The 15,595-nt window shown below is 62.7% G+C and carries 12 protein-coding genes; 3 read left to right on the top strand and 9 right to left on the bottom strand.

All coding sequences use genetic code 11. The features are described from left to right. Positions 1 to 20 precede the first annotated feature (20 nt). From CAY82_RS06295 to CAY82_RS06285, 3 genes are read left to right on the top strand one after another with little or no spacing between them, the layout of a single operon-like run. Entirely contained in the window at positions 21 to 704 is a 684-nt protein-coding gene (locus CAY82_RS06295; protein ID WP_087500415.1) for a class I SAM-dependent methyltransferase, read from the top strand. Between the two features lie 6 nt (positions 705 to 710). Further along, positions 711 to 1,409, top strand: a complete 699-nt coding sequence (locus CAY82_RS06290; protein ID WP_087500414.1) for a lipopolysaccharide kinase InaA family protein — start codon at positions 711 to 713, stop codon at positions 1,407 to 1,409. After that, entirely contained in the window at positions 1,409 to 1,642 is a 234-nt protein-coding gene (locus CAY82_RS06285; protein ID WP_087500413.1) for a hypothetical protein, read from the top strand. Before CAY82_RS06290 ends, CAY82_RS06285 begins: the two co-directional genes overlap by 1 nt. A 125-nt stretch (positions 1,643 to 1,767) precedes the next feature. Here the strand turns inward: CAY82_RS06285 and CAY82_RS06280 are convergent, their stop codons facing one another. The 9 genes from CAY82_RS06280 to CAY82_RS06240 all read right to left on the bottom strand — a co-directional run bounded on the left by CAY82_RS06280 (position 1,768) and on the right by CAY82_RS06240 (position 15,567). Further along, positions 1,768 to 4,812, bottom strand: coding sequence for a multidrug efflux RND transporter permease subunit (locus CAY82_RS06280; RefSeq protein WP_087500412.1), 3,045 nt, complete (start codon positions 4,810 to 4,812; stop codon positions 1,768 to 1,770). Positions 4,813 to 4,824: 12 nt separating this feature from the next. Next, positions 4,825 to 5,973, bottom strand: a complete 1,149-nt coding sequence (locus tag CAY82_RS06275; protein ID WP_087500411.1) for an efflux RND transporter periplasmic adaptor subunit — start codon at positions 5,971 to 5,973, stop codon at positions 4,825 to 4,827. 231 nt (positions 5,974 to 6,204) lie between these two features. Next, positions 6,205 to 7,302 carry a DUF1513 domain-containing protein gene (locus CAY82_RS06270; RefSeq protein WP_087500410.1) on the bottom strand — a complete coding sequence of 366 codons (1,098 nt, stop codon included), beginning with the start codon at positions 7,300 to 7,302 and terminating at the stop codon, positions 6,205 to 6,207. Positions 7,303 to 7,304: 2 nt separating this feature from the next. After that, the gene (locus CAY82_RS06265; RefSeq protein ID WP_087500409.1) at positions 7,305 to 8,369 is read right to left on the bottom strand and encodes an imelysin family protein; all 1,065 of its coding nucleotides are present in this window, start codon (positions 8,367 to 8,369) and stop codon (positions 7,305 to 7,307) included. An 18-nt stretch (positions 8,370 to 8,387) separates the two neighbouring features. After that, the gene (locus CAY82_RS06260; RefSeq protein ID WP_087500408.1) at positions 8,388 to 9,815 is read right to left on the bottom strand and encodes a di-heme oxidoredictase family protein; all 1,428 of its coding nucleotides are present in this window, start codon (positions 9,813 to 9,815) and stop codon (positions 8,388 to 8,390) included. 314 nt (positions 9,816 to 10,129) lie between these two features. Continuing rightward, positions 10,130 to 11,467: an imelysin family protein gene (locus CAY82_RS06255; protein ID WP_087500407.1), complete on the bottom strand. Its 1,338-nt coding sequence runs from the start codon at positions 11,465 to 11,467 to the stop codon at positions 10,130 to 10,132. A gap of 156 nt (positions 11,468 to 11,623) precedes the next feature. Continuing rightward, positions 11,624 to 13,678 (bottom strand): bifunctional diguanylate cyclase/phosphodiesterase, encoded by a 2,055-nt coding sequence (locus CAY82_RS06250; protein ID WP_170931031.1) that lies wholly within the window; start codon positions 13,676 to 13,678, stop codon positions 11,624 to 11,626. A gap of 286 nt (positions 13,679 to 13,964) precedes the next feature. Further along, complete coding sequence (locus CAY82_RS06245) at positions 13,965 to 14,405, bottom strand: hypothetical protein (protein WP_256576229.1); 441 nt, start codon at positions 14,403 to 14,405, stop codon at positions 13,965 to 13,967. 265 nt (positions 14,406 to 14,670) lie between these two features. Next, a complete protein-coding gene (locus CAY82_RS06240; protein ID WP_087500405.1) occupies positions 14,671 to 15,567 on the bottom strand; it encodes a GntR family transcriptional regulator in 897 nt (298 codons plus the stop codon). Between the last annotated feature and the right edge of the window lie 28 nt (positions 15,568 to 15,595).

Raw genomic sequence — 15,595 nt, 5'->3', positions numbered from 1 at the left:
ATGGAGTCAGGAGATGCCCTATGCGTAGCCCCATCAAGCTTGAGTTTTCCGAGAAGTACGACAAAGAACATGCCCGCGAGTACTTTCTCAAGCACCAGGCTGGCCTGGCGCGACGCCTTTCCCACAAGCGAGATGAGCAACTGGCGCGTCGCGCCTTGGCATTGGCTGGTGAGCCTGGCCTGGTCCTCGACCTGCCATGCGGTGCCGGCCGCTTCTGGCCGTTGCTAGCAGAAAAGCCCAATCGGGTGATCATCGGCGCCGACAACTCCGAAGCGATGATCGAGACAGCCTGTACCGCACAAGCGCCAGAGGTGGTGGCACGGGTACGCCCTTTGCAAACTTCGGCGTTTGCTATCGACCTGCCGGACAACTCGGTGGACAGCATTTTCTGCATGCGCCTGTTCCACCACATTGGCGAAGCGGCGCACAGAAAAACCATTCTTTCGGAATTTCAAAGGGTTAGCCGTGATAGTGTGATCCTGTCGTTGTGGGTGGATGGAAACTTCAAGGCTTGGCGCCGGAAAAAGCTGGAAAAGCGCCGCAGCGCCAGGAAGGGCGACCAGGATAATTACCAGAACCGTTTTGTGTTACCGGCCGACACGGTCGAAGAAGAATTCCGAGCCGCCGGCTTCAGAATCCAGGAACGCCTCGACTTCCTGCCGTTCTATGCCATGTGGCGGGTCTATGTATTGCGTAAGGGGTAGTGTTTGATGGCTGTAGCCCAGAAAGGGGAGTCGCGGTTCGATTTTTACTGGCGCCAGCAGGGCGAGTGGGTCGAGGAGCCTAACCAGCGGCGCGGTGGCGAGAGTGGTGTGCAACGCCTCAGCGATGGCAATGGCAAGCTGCTGTATGCCAAGCGCCAGGTCGGGCATATCTACCGTAGCCTCCTGCACCCTTTCGGCCGGCCGACCGTATTGCGTGAACTCGATGCGTTGAACAGCTTCGAGCAACTGGGCGTGCGTGTACCGCGCATCGTCTTCTGTGGCGCCGAGCGTGATGCCGATCACCAGTGGCGTGCGCTGTTGGTGAGCGAAGCACTCGACGGCTTCGTCGAACTGGACACCTGGCATGCCGAAGGTGCCCGTGAGCGTTATCCGCAAGTGGTGCATGAGCGCATGCTCAAGGACCTGGCGGACAACCTGGCACGCATGCACCTGGGACACTGGCAGCACGGCTGCCTGTATGGCAAGCATGTGTTCATCAAGGTTATTGGCGAGGGCGATCAGGCCCGGGTCGAAGTCGCGCTACTGGATCTGGAAAAGTGCCGGCGGCGCATCAGCTGCCAGCGCGCGGCGAGCAATGACCTGCGCCAGCTGCGCCGCCACTCGTCGATCAATGACGCAGAATGGCAAACCCTGCTCTACTTTTACCAGATGGCGTTTGGCAGCGCTGTCAAAGGGTTAGGGTAATGAAACTAGAAATAGCTCGAGCTTTGTTCCTGGTAGCTGGACTGGCGGTGACCACCGTGGCAGTGGCGGCCTGGGAAGAGCCGAGGCCGACCGTGTTCAGCAAGGCCGAGATGGCCGACCAGTGCGCGTTGCCGCGGGATGTGAAACCGCAGCAACAGGCCAAGGTCGCGCCAGATCATGACCTGTTGCTGTTCCTGTTCGGCATGCGCCAGGGGTTGCGGCCGTTCGGTTGAACCCGGTGGTAGATGGAAATGCCTTGCCGGCTTCTTCGCGGGTAAACCCGCTCCCACAGGTACGGCACCGGATCCGAAATTGGTGCAGTACCTGTGGGAGCGGGTTTACCCGCGAAGAGGCCGGTTCAGGCAACCGATGTCTCTCTGGCCACCTCCTTGTGCGCCAGCAAGGTGTAGATACAAGGCAGCACAAACAGGGTAAACAGCGTGCCAATCGACATCCCGGTGGCAATCACCGTACCGATGTCAAAGCGGCTGACAGCCCCCGCCCCGGTCGCCAGAATCAGCGGCACCATGCCGAACACCATCGCCGCCGTGGTCATCAACACTGGTCGCAGGCGAATCGCAGCGGCTTCCTCGATCGCTTCACGCGCGCCCAGGCCGAGTTCCTTGCGCAACTGGTTGGCGAACTCGACAATGAGGATGCCGTGCTTGCTGATCAGACCGATCAGCGTCACCAGCCCGACCTGGGTGTAGATGTTCATGCTCGATACGCCAAGGAACAGCGGCAGCAGCGCGCCACAGATCGACAACGGCACTGTCACCAGAATCACCAACGGGTCGCGGAAGCTTTCGAACTGCGCCGCCAGCACCAGGAAGATGATCGCCAACGCCAGGCCGAAGGTCACCCAAAGCGCGCTGCCTTCCTGCACGTACTGGCGGGCCACGCCGGCGTAGTCGAAGGCGAAACCTTCCGGAGCCTCTTCGCGGGCGATACCCTGCACGGTCTTCAGTGCCTCGCCCAGGCTGACCGTGGGCACGCCCTGGATGATCGCCGAGTTCAATTGCTGGAACTGGTTGAGCTGGCGCGGGCGGGCGCGGTCGGTGAGGGTGATCAGGGTCGATAGCGGCAGCAGCTGGCCCTGGTCGTTCTTCACGTAGTAGTTGTTCAGCCAGCCGGGGTTGTCGCGGTACGGTCGCTCGACCTGGGCAATCACCTTGTAGCTGCGGCCTTCGAGGGTGAAGCGGTTGATTTCCGCCTCGCCCAGCAAGGTCGCCAGGCTACTGCCCAAAGTATCCATCGACACCCCCATCTGCGCCGCCTTGGCCCTGTCGATATCCACCACCACCTCGGGCTTGTCGAAGGCCAGGTCGATGTCGAGGAAGGCGAACTTGCAGGACTCCTGGGCGCGAGCCTTGATGCGCTGTGCCACATCCAGCAGTGCGGGGTAGTCGCCAGCGCTGTTGATCACGAACTGGAACGGCAAGCCCTCGCCGGTGCCGGGCAGTGAGGGCAGGTTGAAGCCGAAGATCTGCAGGCCAGCGATTTCCTCGAGCTTTGCCTGCACCAGTGGCAGCAGTTCCATTTGCGTGCGCTCGCGCTCGTTCCAGGGCTTGAGCAGGAAGCCACCGATGCCGGTCTGCACGCCATTGAAACCGTTGATCTGGAACGACGAGTAATACTCGGGGAAGGTCTTGAACAGCGGGGTGAATTCGTCGGTGTAGGCGTTGAGGTAATCAAGGTTGGCCGGCTGCGGCGAGCTGCTCATCATGAAGATCACCCCCTGGTCCTCGTTGGGCGCCAGTTCGTTCTGGGTGAACTTCAGCAGCACCGGGATCAGGCACAGGATGATCACGGCGAACACCAGCACCACCGGCCGGCTGTCGAGGGTTGCGTGCAGCAGGCGCTGGTAGCGCACCTTCAGGCGTTCGAACAGCACGTCCAGGCGATGGGCCAGGCCGCTGGGGTTCTGCTCCTGGCGCAGCAGAAGGGCACACATCATCGGTGACAGGGTAAGGGCAACGATACCGGAGATGATCACCGCACCGGCCAGGGTCAGGGCAAACTCCTTGAACAGGGCGCCGGTGAGTCCGGTAAGGAAGCCTATCGGTGCATACACCGCCGCCAGGGTGATGGTCATCGACACCACCGGCATGGCGATTTCGCGGGCGCCCTCGAGGGCTGCGTCGAACGGCGACTTGCCTTCTTCCATGTGCCGGTGGATGTTCTCCACCACGACAATCGCATCGTCCACCACCAGCCCGATAGCCAGCACCATGGCCAGCAGGGTCAGCAGGTTGAGCGAGTAGCCCATCATCTGCATGAAGAACAGCACGCCGATCATCGACAGCGGGATGGTCACCACCGGGATCAGCACCGAGCGCAGGGCACCGAGGAACAGGAACACCACCACAATGACGATCAATACCGCTTCGCCGAGGGTCTTGATCACTTCATCGATGGAGGCCTGGATGAACAGCGTGGCGTCGTAGGCGATCGATACCTTCAGTGCCGAGGGCAACTGGCTTTCCAGCTCGGGCATGATGTGCCGCACTTCCTTGATGACGTCAAGCGGGTTGGCGGCCGGTGTGGCCTTGATGCCGATGTACACCGATGGGGTGCCGTCGAACGAGCTGACCGTGTCGTAGTTTTCCGCACCCATCTCGACCCGTGCCACATCGCCCAGCAGCACGCGGCTGTCGCCACTGGTCTTGACCGGCAGGGCGGCGAACGCCTCGGCTGACTTCAGCTCGGTGCTGGCGTTGATGCTGGTGACCACGTATTCGCCCTTCACCTCGCCGGCGGCGGAAAGGAAGTTGTAGCGACGCACGGCATTGGTCACGTCGGTGGCCGACAGGCCGTAGCCGGCCAGTTTCACCGGGTCGATCCAGATGCGCATGGCAAACACCTGGTTGCCGAGGATTTCCGCTTCGGCCATGCCCGGCAGGGTCGCCAGCTTGGGCTGGATCACCCGCGACAGGTAGTCGGTGATTTGCGGGTTGCTCATCTCCTTGCTGTAGAAACTGATGTACATCAGCGCCGAGGCATCGGCGGCTTCCTTGCTCAGTACCGGGTCTTCCGAGTCCTGGGGCAGCTTGTTGCGCACTTCGTTGGCCTTGGCCAGCAGCTCGGTGAACAACCGGTCGCTGTCGGCGCCGACGCGTGCGTAGATGGAAATGATCGAGAAGTTCTGCCGGCTCACCGAAGTCATGTAGTCGATGCCTTCGGCGCTGGCCAGGCTTTGCTGCAGCGGCTGGGTGATATAGCCCTGGATGGTCTCGGCATTGGCACCGGGGTAAGCGGTGGTCACCGTGATCAGGGCGTTTTCCATTTGCGGGTACTGGCGGATCTGCAGCTTGTTCCAGGCCTGGAAGCCCAGCAGCAGGATCAGCAGGCTGACCACGCTGGCCAGCACCGGGCGGCGGATGAATGGGTCGGTGAACGCCATGCCAGCCTCCTGTCAGTCCTTGCCCGGCGCGCCCTGTGCGGGCTTGAGGGCTTTGTCCTGGCCGATGCGGATCGCGGCGCCGGGGGTAAGCTTCAGTTGGCCGGCGGTGACCACCTGTTCCCCGGCCTGCAGGCCCTTGCTGACCACCACCATGCCGTCACGGCGCTCTCCGGTCTGCACCGTGCGCTGCTCGGCGGTGAGCTGCGGCTGGCCGTTGTCGTCGTTTTCCGGCTTGCCGTCCTTGTCCTTTTTCGGTGTGGCGACATACACCGAGTTGCCATACAGGGTGTAGGTGATGGCGCTTTCCGGCACTACCACTTGCGGCTGCGGGTTGGGCAGCAGGATCAGCAGGCTGGCGAACATGCCCGGCAGCAGCTTGCCGTCCGGGTTGGCCATGGTCGCGCGCACCAGCAGGTTGCGCGTGGTTTCCTCGACCTTGGGGTTGATGGCGCTGAGGCGGGCGGGGAAGGTCTGGCCCGGGTAGGCAGCCACCTGCACCAGCACCTGCTGGCCCAGGCTCAGGTGCGGCAGGGACTGTTCCGGGACGTTGAAGTCGACGTAGAGGCTGGACGTGTCCTGCAGGGTGGCGATCACCGTGCCGGCGGCCAGGTAGTCGCCAACGTCCACCTGGCGAATGCCAATGGTGCCGTTGAACGGGGCGCTGATGCTCTTCTTGGTCTTTGACGCCTTGAGCTGATCGACCACCGCCTGGTTGCGCCGGTACTGGGCGGTGAGGCGGTCGAACTCGCCCCGGGAGATGGCCGAGTCGCCGACCAGCTGGCTGCCACGGCCGAAATCGACCTTGGCCAGGCCCAGGTCGGCCTGGGCGGTGCCGAGCAGGGCGGTTTCCTGGTCGTCATTGAGTTGCAGTAGCAGTTGCCCGGCCTTGACCTGCTGGCCCGAGTCGAAGTGCAGGGCCTTGACGATGCCTTCCACCTCCAGGCTCAGCTCCACGCCCTGTAGCGCCTTGAGGCTGCCGACGGCAGGCAGGCGCTCTTGCCACGGGCGCTGTTCGGCCAAGGCGGCCGCCACGGTGATTGGCGGCTTGGGGGCAGTGAACATCTGGATCTGCTGGTAGATCGAAAAGGCTTTGTAGCCCCCCAGGGCCAGCACGATCAGCAGAACCACGGCCAACATGATGAGCATGCGGCGGCGCAGCATAGGTCCGGTTCCTTGGATTCGGTTGTTATTCGCTTGGACACGACAACGGGCGATCCTGCCCACGTGGATGGGGGAATTATTGACTGTTTTTTGATGGAAGGGGAGTGGAATGCCGGTAAGGACCCCTTCGCGGCTAAAGCTGCTCCCACAGGGACCGCGTAGTCAGCGGGTTGCGCGGTCCCTGTGGGAGCGGCTTTAGCCGCGAAGAGGCCAGTACGGCCAACCCGAAAATCAGACGAGATGCAGGTGGTTGTCCCAAAAACCGGACGGCAGGTTCATCGGCTGCCCGACCAGCTCGGCCTTGCGGCAATCATAGAACCGGCAACGGCCCTGCCCGGAGGTGACGACAAAACCGTCCTGCACCGCGCCCACCCCCGCGCAATCGGGCATTGGTGCATCCAGCCGTACCGCGCCGCTGTCCAGGTCCCAGACGAACAGGCGGTTGGCCCGTGGCGCAGTCAGCGCTACCAGCCGCAGCTCGCTGTGAATAGCCACGCTGGCGGTGTACTGGGCCATGGCCTGCAACTGCCGTTCTGGCACCGGGAAGGCCTTGAACGGCTCACCCGGGCGCTTGATTGCCAGCAGTTCGGCGGTTTCATCGGCATCACCCATGAACTGCTGGCAGGCGGCGATGGTGCCATCGCTGCCCACCGCCAAGTGGCGCACGCTGTTCATCGGCTGGGCCAGGGTTTCCTTGCTCAGCAGGGTACCGCCGCGCTGCATCAGCACCAGGCTCGGTTCCATTGCGTCGAGGTTCATCTCCACACGGCTTTCGGCTTCGGTGCGGATACCGCCGTTGGCCACGACCAGCGTCTCGCCGTCCGGCAGCCAGGCCACTTCGTGCGGGCCAATGCCGTGGGTCGGAATCTCGCCGCTGTGCACCAGGCGCTCGCCATCGAAGCGATACACACCGAGTACGCCACGCCCCGGGTCGGTGGTGTCGTTCTCGGTGGCATACAGCCATTCGCCACCTTTGTGGATGACGGCGTGGCCGTAGAAGTGCCGGTTCGGCTGTGAGGTGACGGTCTGCAGCAGGCGCCCGTCGCGCAGGTCGACCAGGTAGCTTTCGGTGCCGGGGCGGCGGGCGACGAACAGGGCGATCGGCAGTTGCGGGTGATGGATGATGGCATGGCAACGTTGGGCGACCTGGGTGCTGAACACCTGGGTGCCGTCCAGGCGGAACCCGACCGCGTAGTGCTTGCCGTCGCCGTCGTCACGCGCCGACAGCAGCAGGGGCTCGCTGCCTTTGTTGCGGAACAGGCTCCAGCCGCCCAGGGTGAGGGCGCTGAGCAATACGCTACCGAGTTTGAGGGCCTGGCGTCGCAGCATGATCAGTCACCGTCGTTGGCATTGAAGCCCAGCTGGATGTTCAACGCCTTGGCCAGGTCGCCTTCGTGCAGGCGGTGGACGGCGTTGAGGCTGTCGTAGATCTGGTTCAGGGTTTGCTGGCCAGCGTCGTCCGCCAGCAGCTCGCCCAGGGTTTTCTGGTTATCGGCCAGCAGTTTGAGCGAGGCAGCGTAGGCGGCGTCGATCTTGTCCGCCAGGGCTTTCTGATCGCTGGACAGCAAGCCGCGCAGGCCTTGGTTGTCGACCCCGACCCAGACCGCTTCGGCGGCCTTGAGGCTGGCCTCCAGGCTTTTGAGCGAGTTGTGGCTGCGCCAGGCTTCGGCCTGCAGTGGCTGCGGGATACCCTTGCTCTGGCGGCCCATCGGCGCACCGAGCTTTTTCTTCAGGCTGTCCAGGGCGGTGACCTGGGCGCGTAGCAGGTCGGCGATGGCCTCGTGGGAATCGGCGTAGCGCTGGTTGGGGAACTTGGTCATCTGCGAGAGCATGCCGTCGGTGCTGTTCCAGCCCTTGAGGATCTCTTCGGCCAGGGCCTTCTGGTGTTCACCGATGGCCACCAGCAGCGGGCAGTAGCGGGCTTTCTGCTCGGCAGTGGCGATGTCCGGCTTGCTGTCGAAGAGGATGTACTCGTAGGCCGACAGGCCACGTACCACCACGCTGGCCTTGCCCAAGGCCGCGGCATCGACCGGCTGGTCGGTGCTGACCAGCTGCTCAACCTGGCGGCCGACAAGGTTCTTCTTGTCGGGCCAGAACTGTACCTGCCAGGCGCGGTTGCCTTCGGCCAGAGGGCCGACCAGCAGCGGTTGCAGCTCGGCCCATGCCTTTTGCGCGTTGAGGAAGTCGGCACGGGCCTTGTCCAGGGTTTCCTTGCCTTCGCAGTAAGCCAGGGCGCTAGCGGCCAGCATGCGGTCGGCTTCGACCCAGCGGCTGTAGGTGGGCAGGATTACCTGCTTGGCGATGGCAGCGGAGGTCACGGCTTGCGGGTCCTGCGGCGAGCAGGCGCCGAGGGCGAGTGCGGCGAGGCTGGTGAACAACAGTTTGGGTCGGAACATGCCCGGCTCCTTTGCGCTTTAAAGTGAGTTCAGGAAAGCCAGCAACGCGGCACGCTGCCCGGCATTGAAAGTGAGTACGAAATTGCGTGCCGCCTCGGCCTCGCCACCGTGCCAGAGCACGGCTTCGAGCAGGTTGCGGGCGCGGCCATCGTGCAGGAACTGGCTGTGGCCACTGACCGTTTCGCTCAGGCCTATGCCCCACAGTGGCGGGGTGCGCCAGTCCTGGCCGTTGGCTGCGAATTCGGTGCGTTCATCGGCCAGGCCCGGGCCCATGTCGTGCAGCAGCAGGTCGCTGTAAGGGCGGATCACCTGGTTGGCCAGTTCCGGCTCGGCGGCGTTCGCGGCGGTGGTGAACTGTGGTGTATGGCATCCCTGGCAACCGGCCTGGTAGAACAGGTTCTTGCCCGCCAGCACTTGCGGTGAGCCCACGTCACGACGGGCCGGTACGGCCAGGTTGCGGGTGTAGAAGGTGACCAGCCGCAGGATGTTGTCGCTGACTTCCTTTTCGCCGTCGGCACCGTCGCCGTTGGCTGCGGCCAGGCAGTCGGCCTGCGCCGGGGTGCAGTCGTCGTTGGGCTGCAGGGTGGTGGTCAGGCCCATGTCACCGGCAAAGGCGTGCACGTTCTGCTGGTTTACGTTGGGCTGCCCGGCCTTCCAGCCGAAGCGGCCGACCACGGTCTTGCCCAGGGCGTCGTCCCACACCCGGTTGGCCCGGCCACGGATGCCGTCGCGGTTACGGTCGTCGGGGTCTTCGTTGGCCAGCAGGTCGGCTTCGGGGATGGCTTCGAGCAGGCCCAGGCCGATCATCGGCGGTGCCACCCGCGCCGAAAAGCGTGTGTCGGGGTGCATCACGCCATAGCCGAGCTGGGTGATCTGCAAGGCCGGCTTGCGCAGCTCGACCTGGTGGCCGTCCTTGAACGACACCGTTTCGCTGGTGTAGCTGACCCGCACCTTGCCTTCCGGTGTGACGCCCGGGATGGCCATGTCCTGCAACTGGGTGCCATAGACCGGCTCCGGCACCACGCCAAGGCGTTCAACCACCTTGGCAAGGTAGGGCTGGTCGGGGATCGAAAGGCGTACCAGCATCGATACGGCGTTGCTGTCGCCTGGCTCTGGCGGGTGGCCTCGGCCGTCGCGCACGTGGCAGTTCTGGCAGGCATTGGTGTTGAACAGGGGCCCCAGGCCGTCACGTGCGGTGGTGGTGGATGGGGCGATCACCCAGGGGTTGCGGAAGAAGCTGTTGCCTACGGCGAAGTCCAGGCGCCGCTCGGGCGAGAGGTTGGCCGAGGGCAGGGAATAGGCATGGCGGTCAGTGCGCTGCACGGTGGCTTTGCCGCCCGACAACGCTTCACCGGGCTCGGCCTGGGTGAAACGCGGGGCGTCGTCACAGGCGGCGAGGGCAAAGGTCAGCAGCAGGGGGGAGAGTCGGGACAGCGACAAGGACATCGAGAATCCTGGGCGTGAGCGAAAAACCGGCGTGCAAGCTTAGCAGGGTGAGGGAGTTTGAATAAGAGCAATTTGCAATTGCTGGATGAAATCGGCGCCAGTTGGCCATGCAGGCATGCTCGGTCTCTTGTGGGAGCGGCCTTGTGTCGCGAAAGGGCCGCAAAGCGGCCCCCCGCATTGTTTGCATCGGTGCCGAAATCCTGGGAATGCTTTGCAGCCCTTTCGCGACACAAGGCAGCTCCCACAAGGGTGTGTGTTGCCTGAACGAAAAAGGCGACCCGAAGGCCGCCTCTTCCAGAACCACTACAGCAGGATCAGAACTCGTGATCCGCGGTATCCGGGTTCAGGTTGGCAATGCCCAGCTTGCCCGCGGCCTGCTCGATCGCACCGGTCTGCTTGACCAGGGCGGCGATGGCGTCGCGTACGATCTGGTTGCCGGCAGCGTTGTCGGCTGCGATCAGCTGGTCGTAGTGCTCGCCCTTGAGAGCGTGGTCGACGATTACCTGGATCTTGGCTTCGGTGGCTTCCAGGTCGGCCTTGAGGGTGGCGTCGGCGGCCGGGTCGACCTTGGCCACCAGCGACGACAGGCTCGGGCCGGTCACCTTGCTGCCGTCCGGTCGGGTGTACTCGCCCAGGTAGACGTTGCGGATGCCCTTGGCGTCGTAGAAGTGCGAGTAGTGGGTGTTGTCGCTGAAGCAGTCGTGCTCGTCTTCCGGCGAATTGGCTTCAAGCGAAACCTTCATGCGCTCGCCAGCCAGTTCGCCCAGCGACAGGCTGCCCATGCCGAACAGCATCTTGCGCAGGCCGTCGTTGACCGACTCGGCTTCCAGCTTGGCGCGGTAGTTGTCGGCGACGTTCGGTGCCCAGTTGCCGACCATCTCTTCGAGGTCCTTGACCAACAGGTCGGTGACCGCTTTCAGGTAGGCACGACGGCGGTCGTTGTGGCCACCGGTGGCGCCGTTGCCTTCCAGGTAGTCCGACGCTGGACGGTTGCCCGCGCCCGGGCCGGTGCCGTTCAGGTCCTGGCCCCAGAGCAGGAACTCGATGGCGTGGTAGCCGGTGGCGACGTTGGCCTCGGAGCCGCCCAGCTCGTTCAGGCTGGCCAGCTTCTCGGGGGTGATGTCCTTGACGTCGATCTTCTCTTCGCCCACCTGGATCTCGGTATTGGCGATGATGTTGGCGTTGGCCGCCGGGTTGCCGAGGGCGTGCTCATAGCTCTTGTCGACGTAGTCGATCAGGCCTTCGTCCAGCGGCCAGGCGTTCACCTGGCCTTCCCAGTCATCGATGATGGTGTTGCCGAAGCGGAAGGCTTCGCTCTGCAGGTAAGGTACACGCGAGGCGACCCAGGCTTCCTTGGCTGCCTTCAGGGTTTCGTCATTGGGCTTGGCCAGGAACGCGTCGACTGCGGTCTGCAGGGTCTTGGCGGTGCTCAGCGAGTCGCTGTACACGGCGTAGACAAGCTCGGCGTAGTGTTTGACCACGGCTTTGCCGGCAGCTTCGTCGACAGCCCCGGGCGCCGTTGCAGTGGTGCTGGCGGCAGCAGGTGCCTGGGCTTGCGGCGCGGCGGCCTTGTCGTCCTTGCCTTCACCGCAACCGGCGAGAGCGATGGCAATGGCCAGCAGACTGGCGGAGGCCAGAGGCATTCGAATCATTATTGGTTTCCTGCGTCGTGTGGTTGGACCAAGGGGTGGACCGTGCGCCGTGGCACGCGAAACGGCAACATCATGCGAAAGATTTGCATTTGCTGTAAAGGGGCGGGCGTGCAATTCGTGTAAATGCCAGTCACGGCCTGTAACCGGTCAGGCGGCTCAGAGTATCGAAACCTGATTGCGCTGCGCCTGCTTGAGGAAGTTGGTCAGCTCACGGGCCGACAGCGGCTTGCTGTAGTGGTAGCCCTGGCCTTCGTGGCAACCCTGGGCGACGATGTAGGTTTCCTGTTCGGCTGTTTCCACGCCTTCGGCGATCACCTGCATTCCCAGGCTCTTGCCCAGCTGGATGATGGCGCGAACGATGGTGGCGTCGTCATCGTCGTCCAGCAGGTCCTGGACAAAGCTCTTGTCGATCTTGATCTTGTCCAGCGGCAGCGATTTCAGGTAACTGAGCGATGAGTAGCCGGTACCGAAGTCGTCGATGGCAATCAGTGCTCCGGAGCGGCGCAGGCTCAGCAGGTGCTGGGCGGCGGTGCTGATGTCTTCCATCAGGCCGGTCTCGGTGACTTCCAGCTCCAGGCTGCGTGGCGGCAGGCGGTAGGCCTGCAGCAGGTTGTTGACTACCCGTGGCAGTTCGTTGTGGTGCAGTTGCACCGTGGACAGGTTGACTGCCATGCGCAGGTCGCTGAAGCCCATGTCATGCCATTCGCGCAATTGCCGGCAGGCCTGGTCGAGCACCCATTCGCCGATGCTGATGATGCTGCCGTTCTGTTCGGCCAGGGGAATGAACTGGTCTGGCGGTACCATGCCCAGTTCCGGATGCTGCCAGCGCAGCAGTGCCTCGACACCGACCACGCGGTGATCGCGGTAGCTGATCTGTGGCTGGTACACCAGGTACAGCTGGTTGCGCGGCAGGGCTTCGCGCAGGTCCTTTTCCAGTTCGCGACGGCGGCGCATCTCGCTGTCGACGCTGGCGATGTAGAACTGGTAGCGGTTGCGTGAACGGGCCTTGGCCAGGGTCATGGTCTGTTCGGCTTTCTGCAGCAGCTTCTCGGTGCTGTCGCCGTCTTCCGGGAACAGGGTGATGCCGATGGTGGCGCGCAGGCGAATCTGCCGGTGGTGGTCGAGGTCGAACGGCACTTCCAGGTCGTCGAGGATACTCTGCGCCAGTTCGGCCGCTTCGTAGGGCTGCTCGATATTGGCCTGCACCAGGGCGAACTGGTCACCGCCCAGCCGGGCCAGGGCGCCCAGGCGGCCGCTGTGGGCGCGCAGGCGGTCGGCCAGGGCCAGCAGCAACTGGTCGCCGACCTGATAGCTGAACTGTTCGTTGATGCCCTTGAAGTCGTCCAGGCCCACGCACAGCACTGCCACCCGGTGTTGCAGGCGGCTGCCGTCGACGATGATCTTGTCCAGTTGCTGCTGCAGTTGCTGGCGGTTGGGCAGGCCGGTGAGGAAGTCGTACTGAGCCATGCGTTGCAGGCTGTTTTCCGCTTCGTGGCGCAGGTGAGTGTTACGCTCGATCGAGGCCAGTAGCTGGTTGGCGGTATTCACCCACAGGCCCAGTTCGTTCTTCTCGTGGCCCTTGAGCAACGGCAGTTGGTGCTGGCTGGGGCGGTCAGGGTTGATCTGGGTGAGGTGCTCGATGATCTTCGACAGCGGTTTGGTCAGCAGCCAATGGTAGACCAGATACAGCACCAGGCCCATGGCCAGGGCCCGCAGCACGCCGGAAATAAAGATGATCACGGCGTTGATCAGGAAGTCTTCGCCGTAGGACGAGGTGTCGAGGGTGATGCTCAGGTCGCCGTAGTATTCGCTGTAGGGGCCGCGGCCGACCAGTTGCGTGGTGTAGGTACGTTCCTGGCCGAGGATCAGGTCGGTCAGCCAGCGCATGGGCATGTCCTGCAGTGGGCGGGACTTTTCTGCCAGCATGGTTTCGTTGGGGTGGCCGATGGAGGCCATGCGTACCGATTCGTCCTGGAACAGGCCTTCCATTACCTGCATGCCCATTTCGCGGTCGAGGCTGTACACCGCCTGGGTCGAAGGGTCGCGGAACATGTCGAGGATGCGGTGGGCATCGTTGTTCACGGCCTGGCGGGTCTTGTAGGTGTCGTAGATGATTTGCGCACAGCTGAGCACTACGCCCACCGCCAGCGCAGACAGCAGCACGACCCTGAGCAACTTGACCGACAAGCTGTTCCGCAATTCCAGCTTCAATGGGGTTTCCTTAATCCATGCGCATGGCATCATTTTGCCATCAACGATGACGATACACTACCGGCCAACCTTGAGCAGTGTATCGGTTGCCTGACCCCGCAACTTGAATGCGCTGTATCAATCGTCCAAAGCTTTGATGTTAGCGTGGTATGCGGGCTGAGCAAGCGTTTTGCGGGTGGGGCGCAGGTGAAAACTGTGCTGGCCGATTGGCGCTCCAGTTGGTTTTGTCGTGGGACGCGGCGACGTTGGCGTTTGGTGATGTCACCGTGCTGCGGCTGAACGGTTGTTATGTATGCGCGGTGATAGCAGGCGAGTCGGCCAAGTGAACGGCGTTGGGAAAGAACTGCGGTGTCAGTAGGGTGGCAGCCATCAACAGCGGCAGTAGGCCCATGATGCTGAAATACACTGCCTTGTTGACGTTGGCAAAGTCGCGTCGTACCAGGGGCCAGAAGGCCAGAAAGATCACACTGAGTAGTGCCAGCCAGGCTTGGCGTGGGATATAGGCCCAGCCGTTGTCGCCGGACTCCCAGATCGCCCAGCCGTAGGTGGCCAGGGATGCTACGCCGTAGAGATAGATGCCGAGCGACTTCTTCAGGCCCATGAGTGCCGCTGCCAGCAGTAATGCGGTACCCATCATCGCGTAGTAAGGCGAGCTGGCGGCACTGACCAGCACGCCTCCCTGGCAGGCCAGCATCAGGCCAAGCAGGGCCAGCAGAATCGTGTACACCCCGAACAGTAGGCTCGAGATCCTCGTCCCTTTAGCCAACATTCCTTGATCCATTGCAATCATCCCTGTGTGATTCGGTGCCCCAGTGCATCCGATCGATGCGAATAATTGCTTGTTGTTGCAATGAAATACAATAAGTGACGCTAAATTTACTTCCGCTGCTGGTTTTCAGGTATTGTTTTGTATCTTGTGTGAATTGGGTGCAATAGCTAAGCTGCCCCTCTGATCTGGCGCGCGGGTAATGAAAGGAAGGTGGAGGAATGGGTTACGCCTGCTGGCTTTCCTGCAAGGCATCCTGACGGGTCTTGAGCCGGCCGACTTCGTCCAGGTGCTTCCAGAGAAATTGAGCGGCTTCCTCGCGCCGACCGGACTCGATCAAGTCGAGCAGGTGCAGATGCTCCAGGCATTGCGTCCTCAGGCGACTGCGGTCGACGTTGGCTTTGTAACTCATGAAGCGTCTGAGCTGGTTTTGCCTGCGTATGGCATCGATGAAGAAGAGGTTGCCCGAGCATTCCACGATCATTTCGTGAAACCGGGCGCCAATTTCGAACAGTTGGGCACGTGACAGCGTGTGAATTTCGCCGTCGAGCATGGCCTGCTGTTGCGCCCTTGCCTTGGCAAATGCGGCCTGGTTGACCTTGTAGTCCGGCTCGCGCAGTGCGGCCGGCTCGATGGCCATGCGGAAGCGGTAGCTCTGGATGTGGGTCTGGGCGTTGTGTACGAATTCGTTGAGGCTCCAGCCTTGTCCGGGCTTGCGCTCGACCATGGCTTCGCTTGCCAGCCGGTTGAGGACCTTGAGCAGTTGCCCGCGGGGCACGGAGTAGCGTCGCAGTAATTGGGCCTCAAAGAACTCGGCAGGGATTTCCCCGCTGAGTATGTCGTCCACCACGCGCAGGTAGAAGTCTTCGAACGGGTCGCAGGTGGGGGTGGTTTCCTGGATCTGCCCGGCGTCCTGTTTCAAAAAATAGCCGCGATTGGGCTCCTGCACCGCGATGTTCCACTCGGCAAGCAGGGCAAATACCCTGCGAATCGGGGAGCGGGAGACATCGAAGGCTTGGGCGAAGGTCTGCTCGCGCAATGGCTCGCCGGCCTTCATCGACCGGGTGCGGATCATCTCGATGACGCGAGGGGCCAACTGCAGGGCGAGGTCTTTCTTGATCACAGGCTGAATTCCGAAGGGTTGACTTCAG

The organism is Pseudomonas sp. SID14000, assembly GCF_002165135.1.
In the GTDB taxonomy this organism is placed as follows: Bacteria; Pseudomonadota; Gammaproteobacteria; order Pseudomonadales; family Pseudomonadaceae; genus Aquipseudomonas.
The sequence above is the reverse complement of the archived record's forward strand: the minus strand, read 5'-3'. Positions and strand labels throughout refer to the sequence as shown.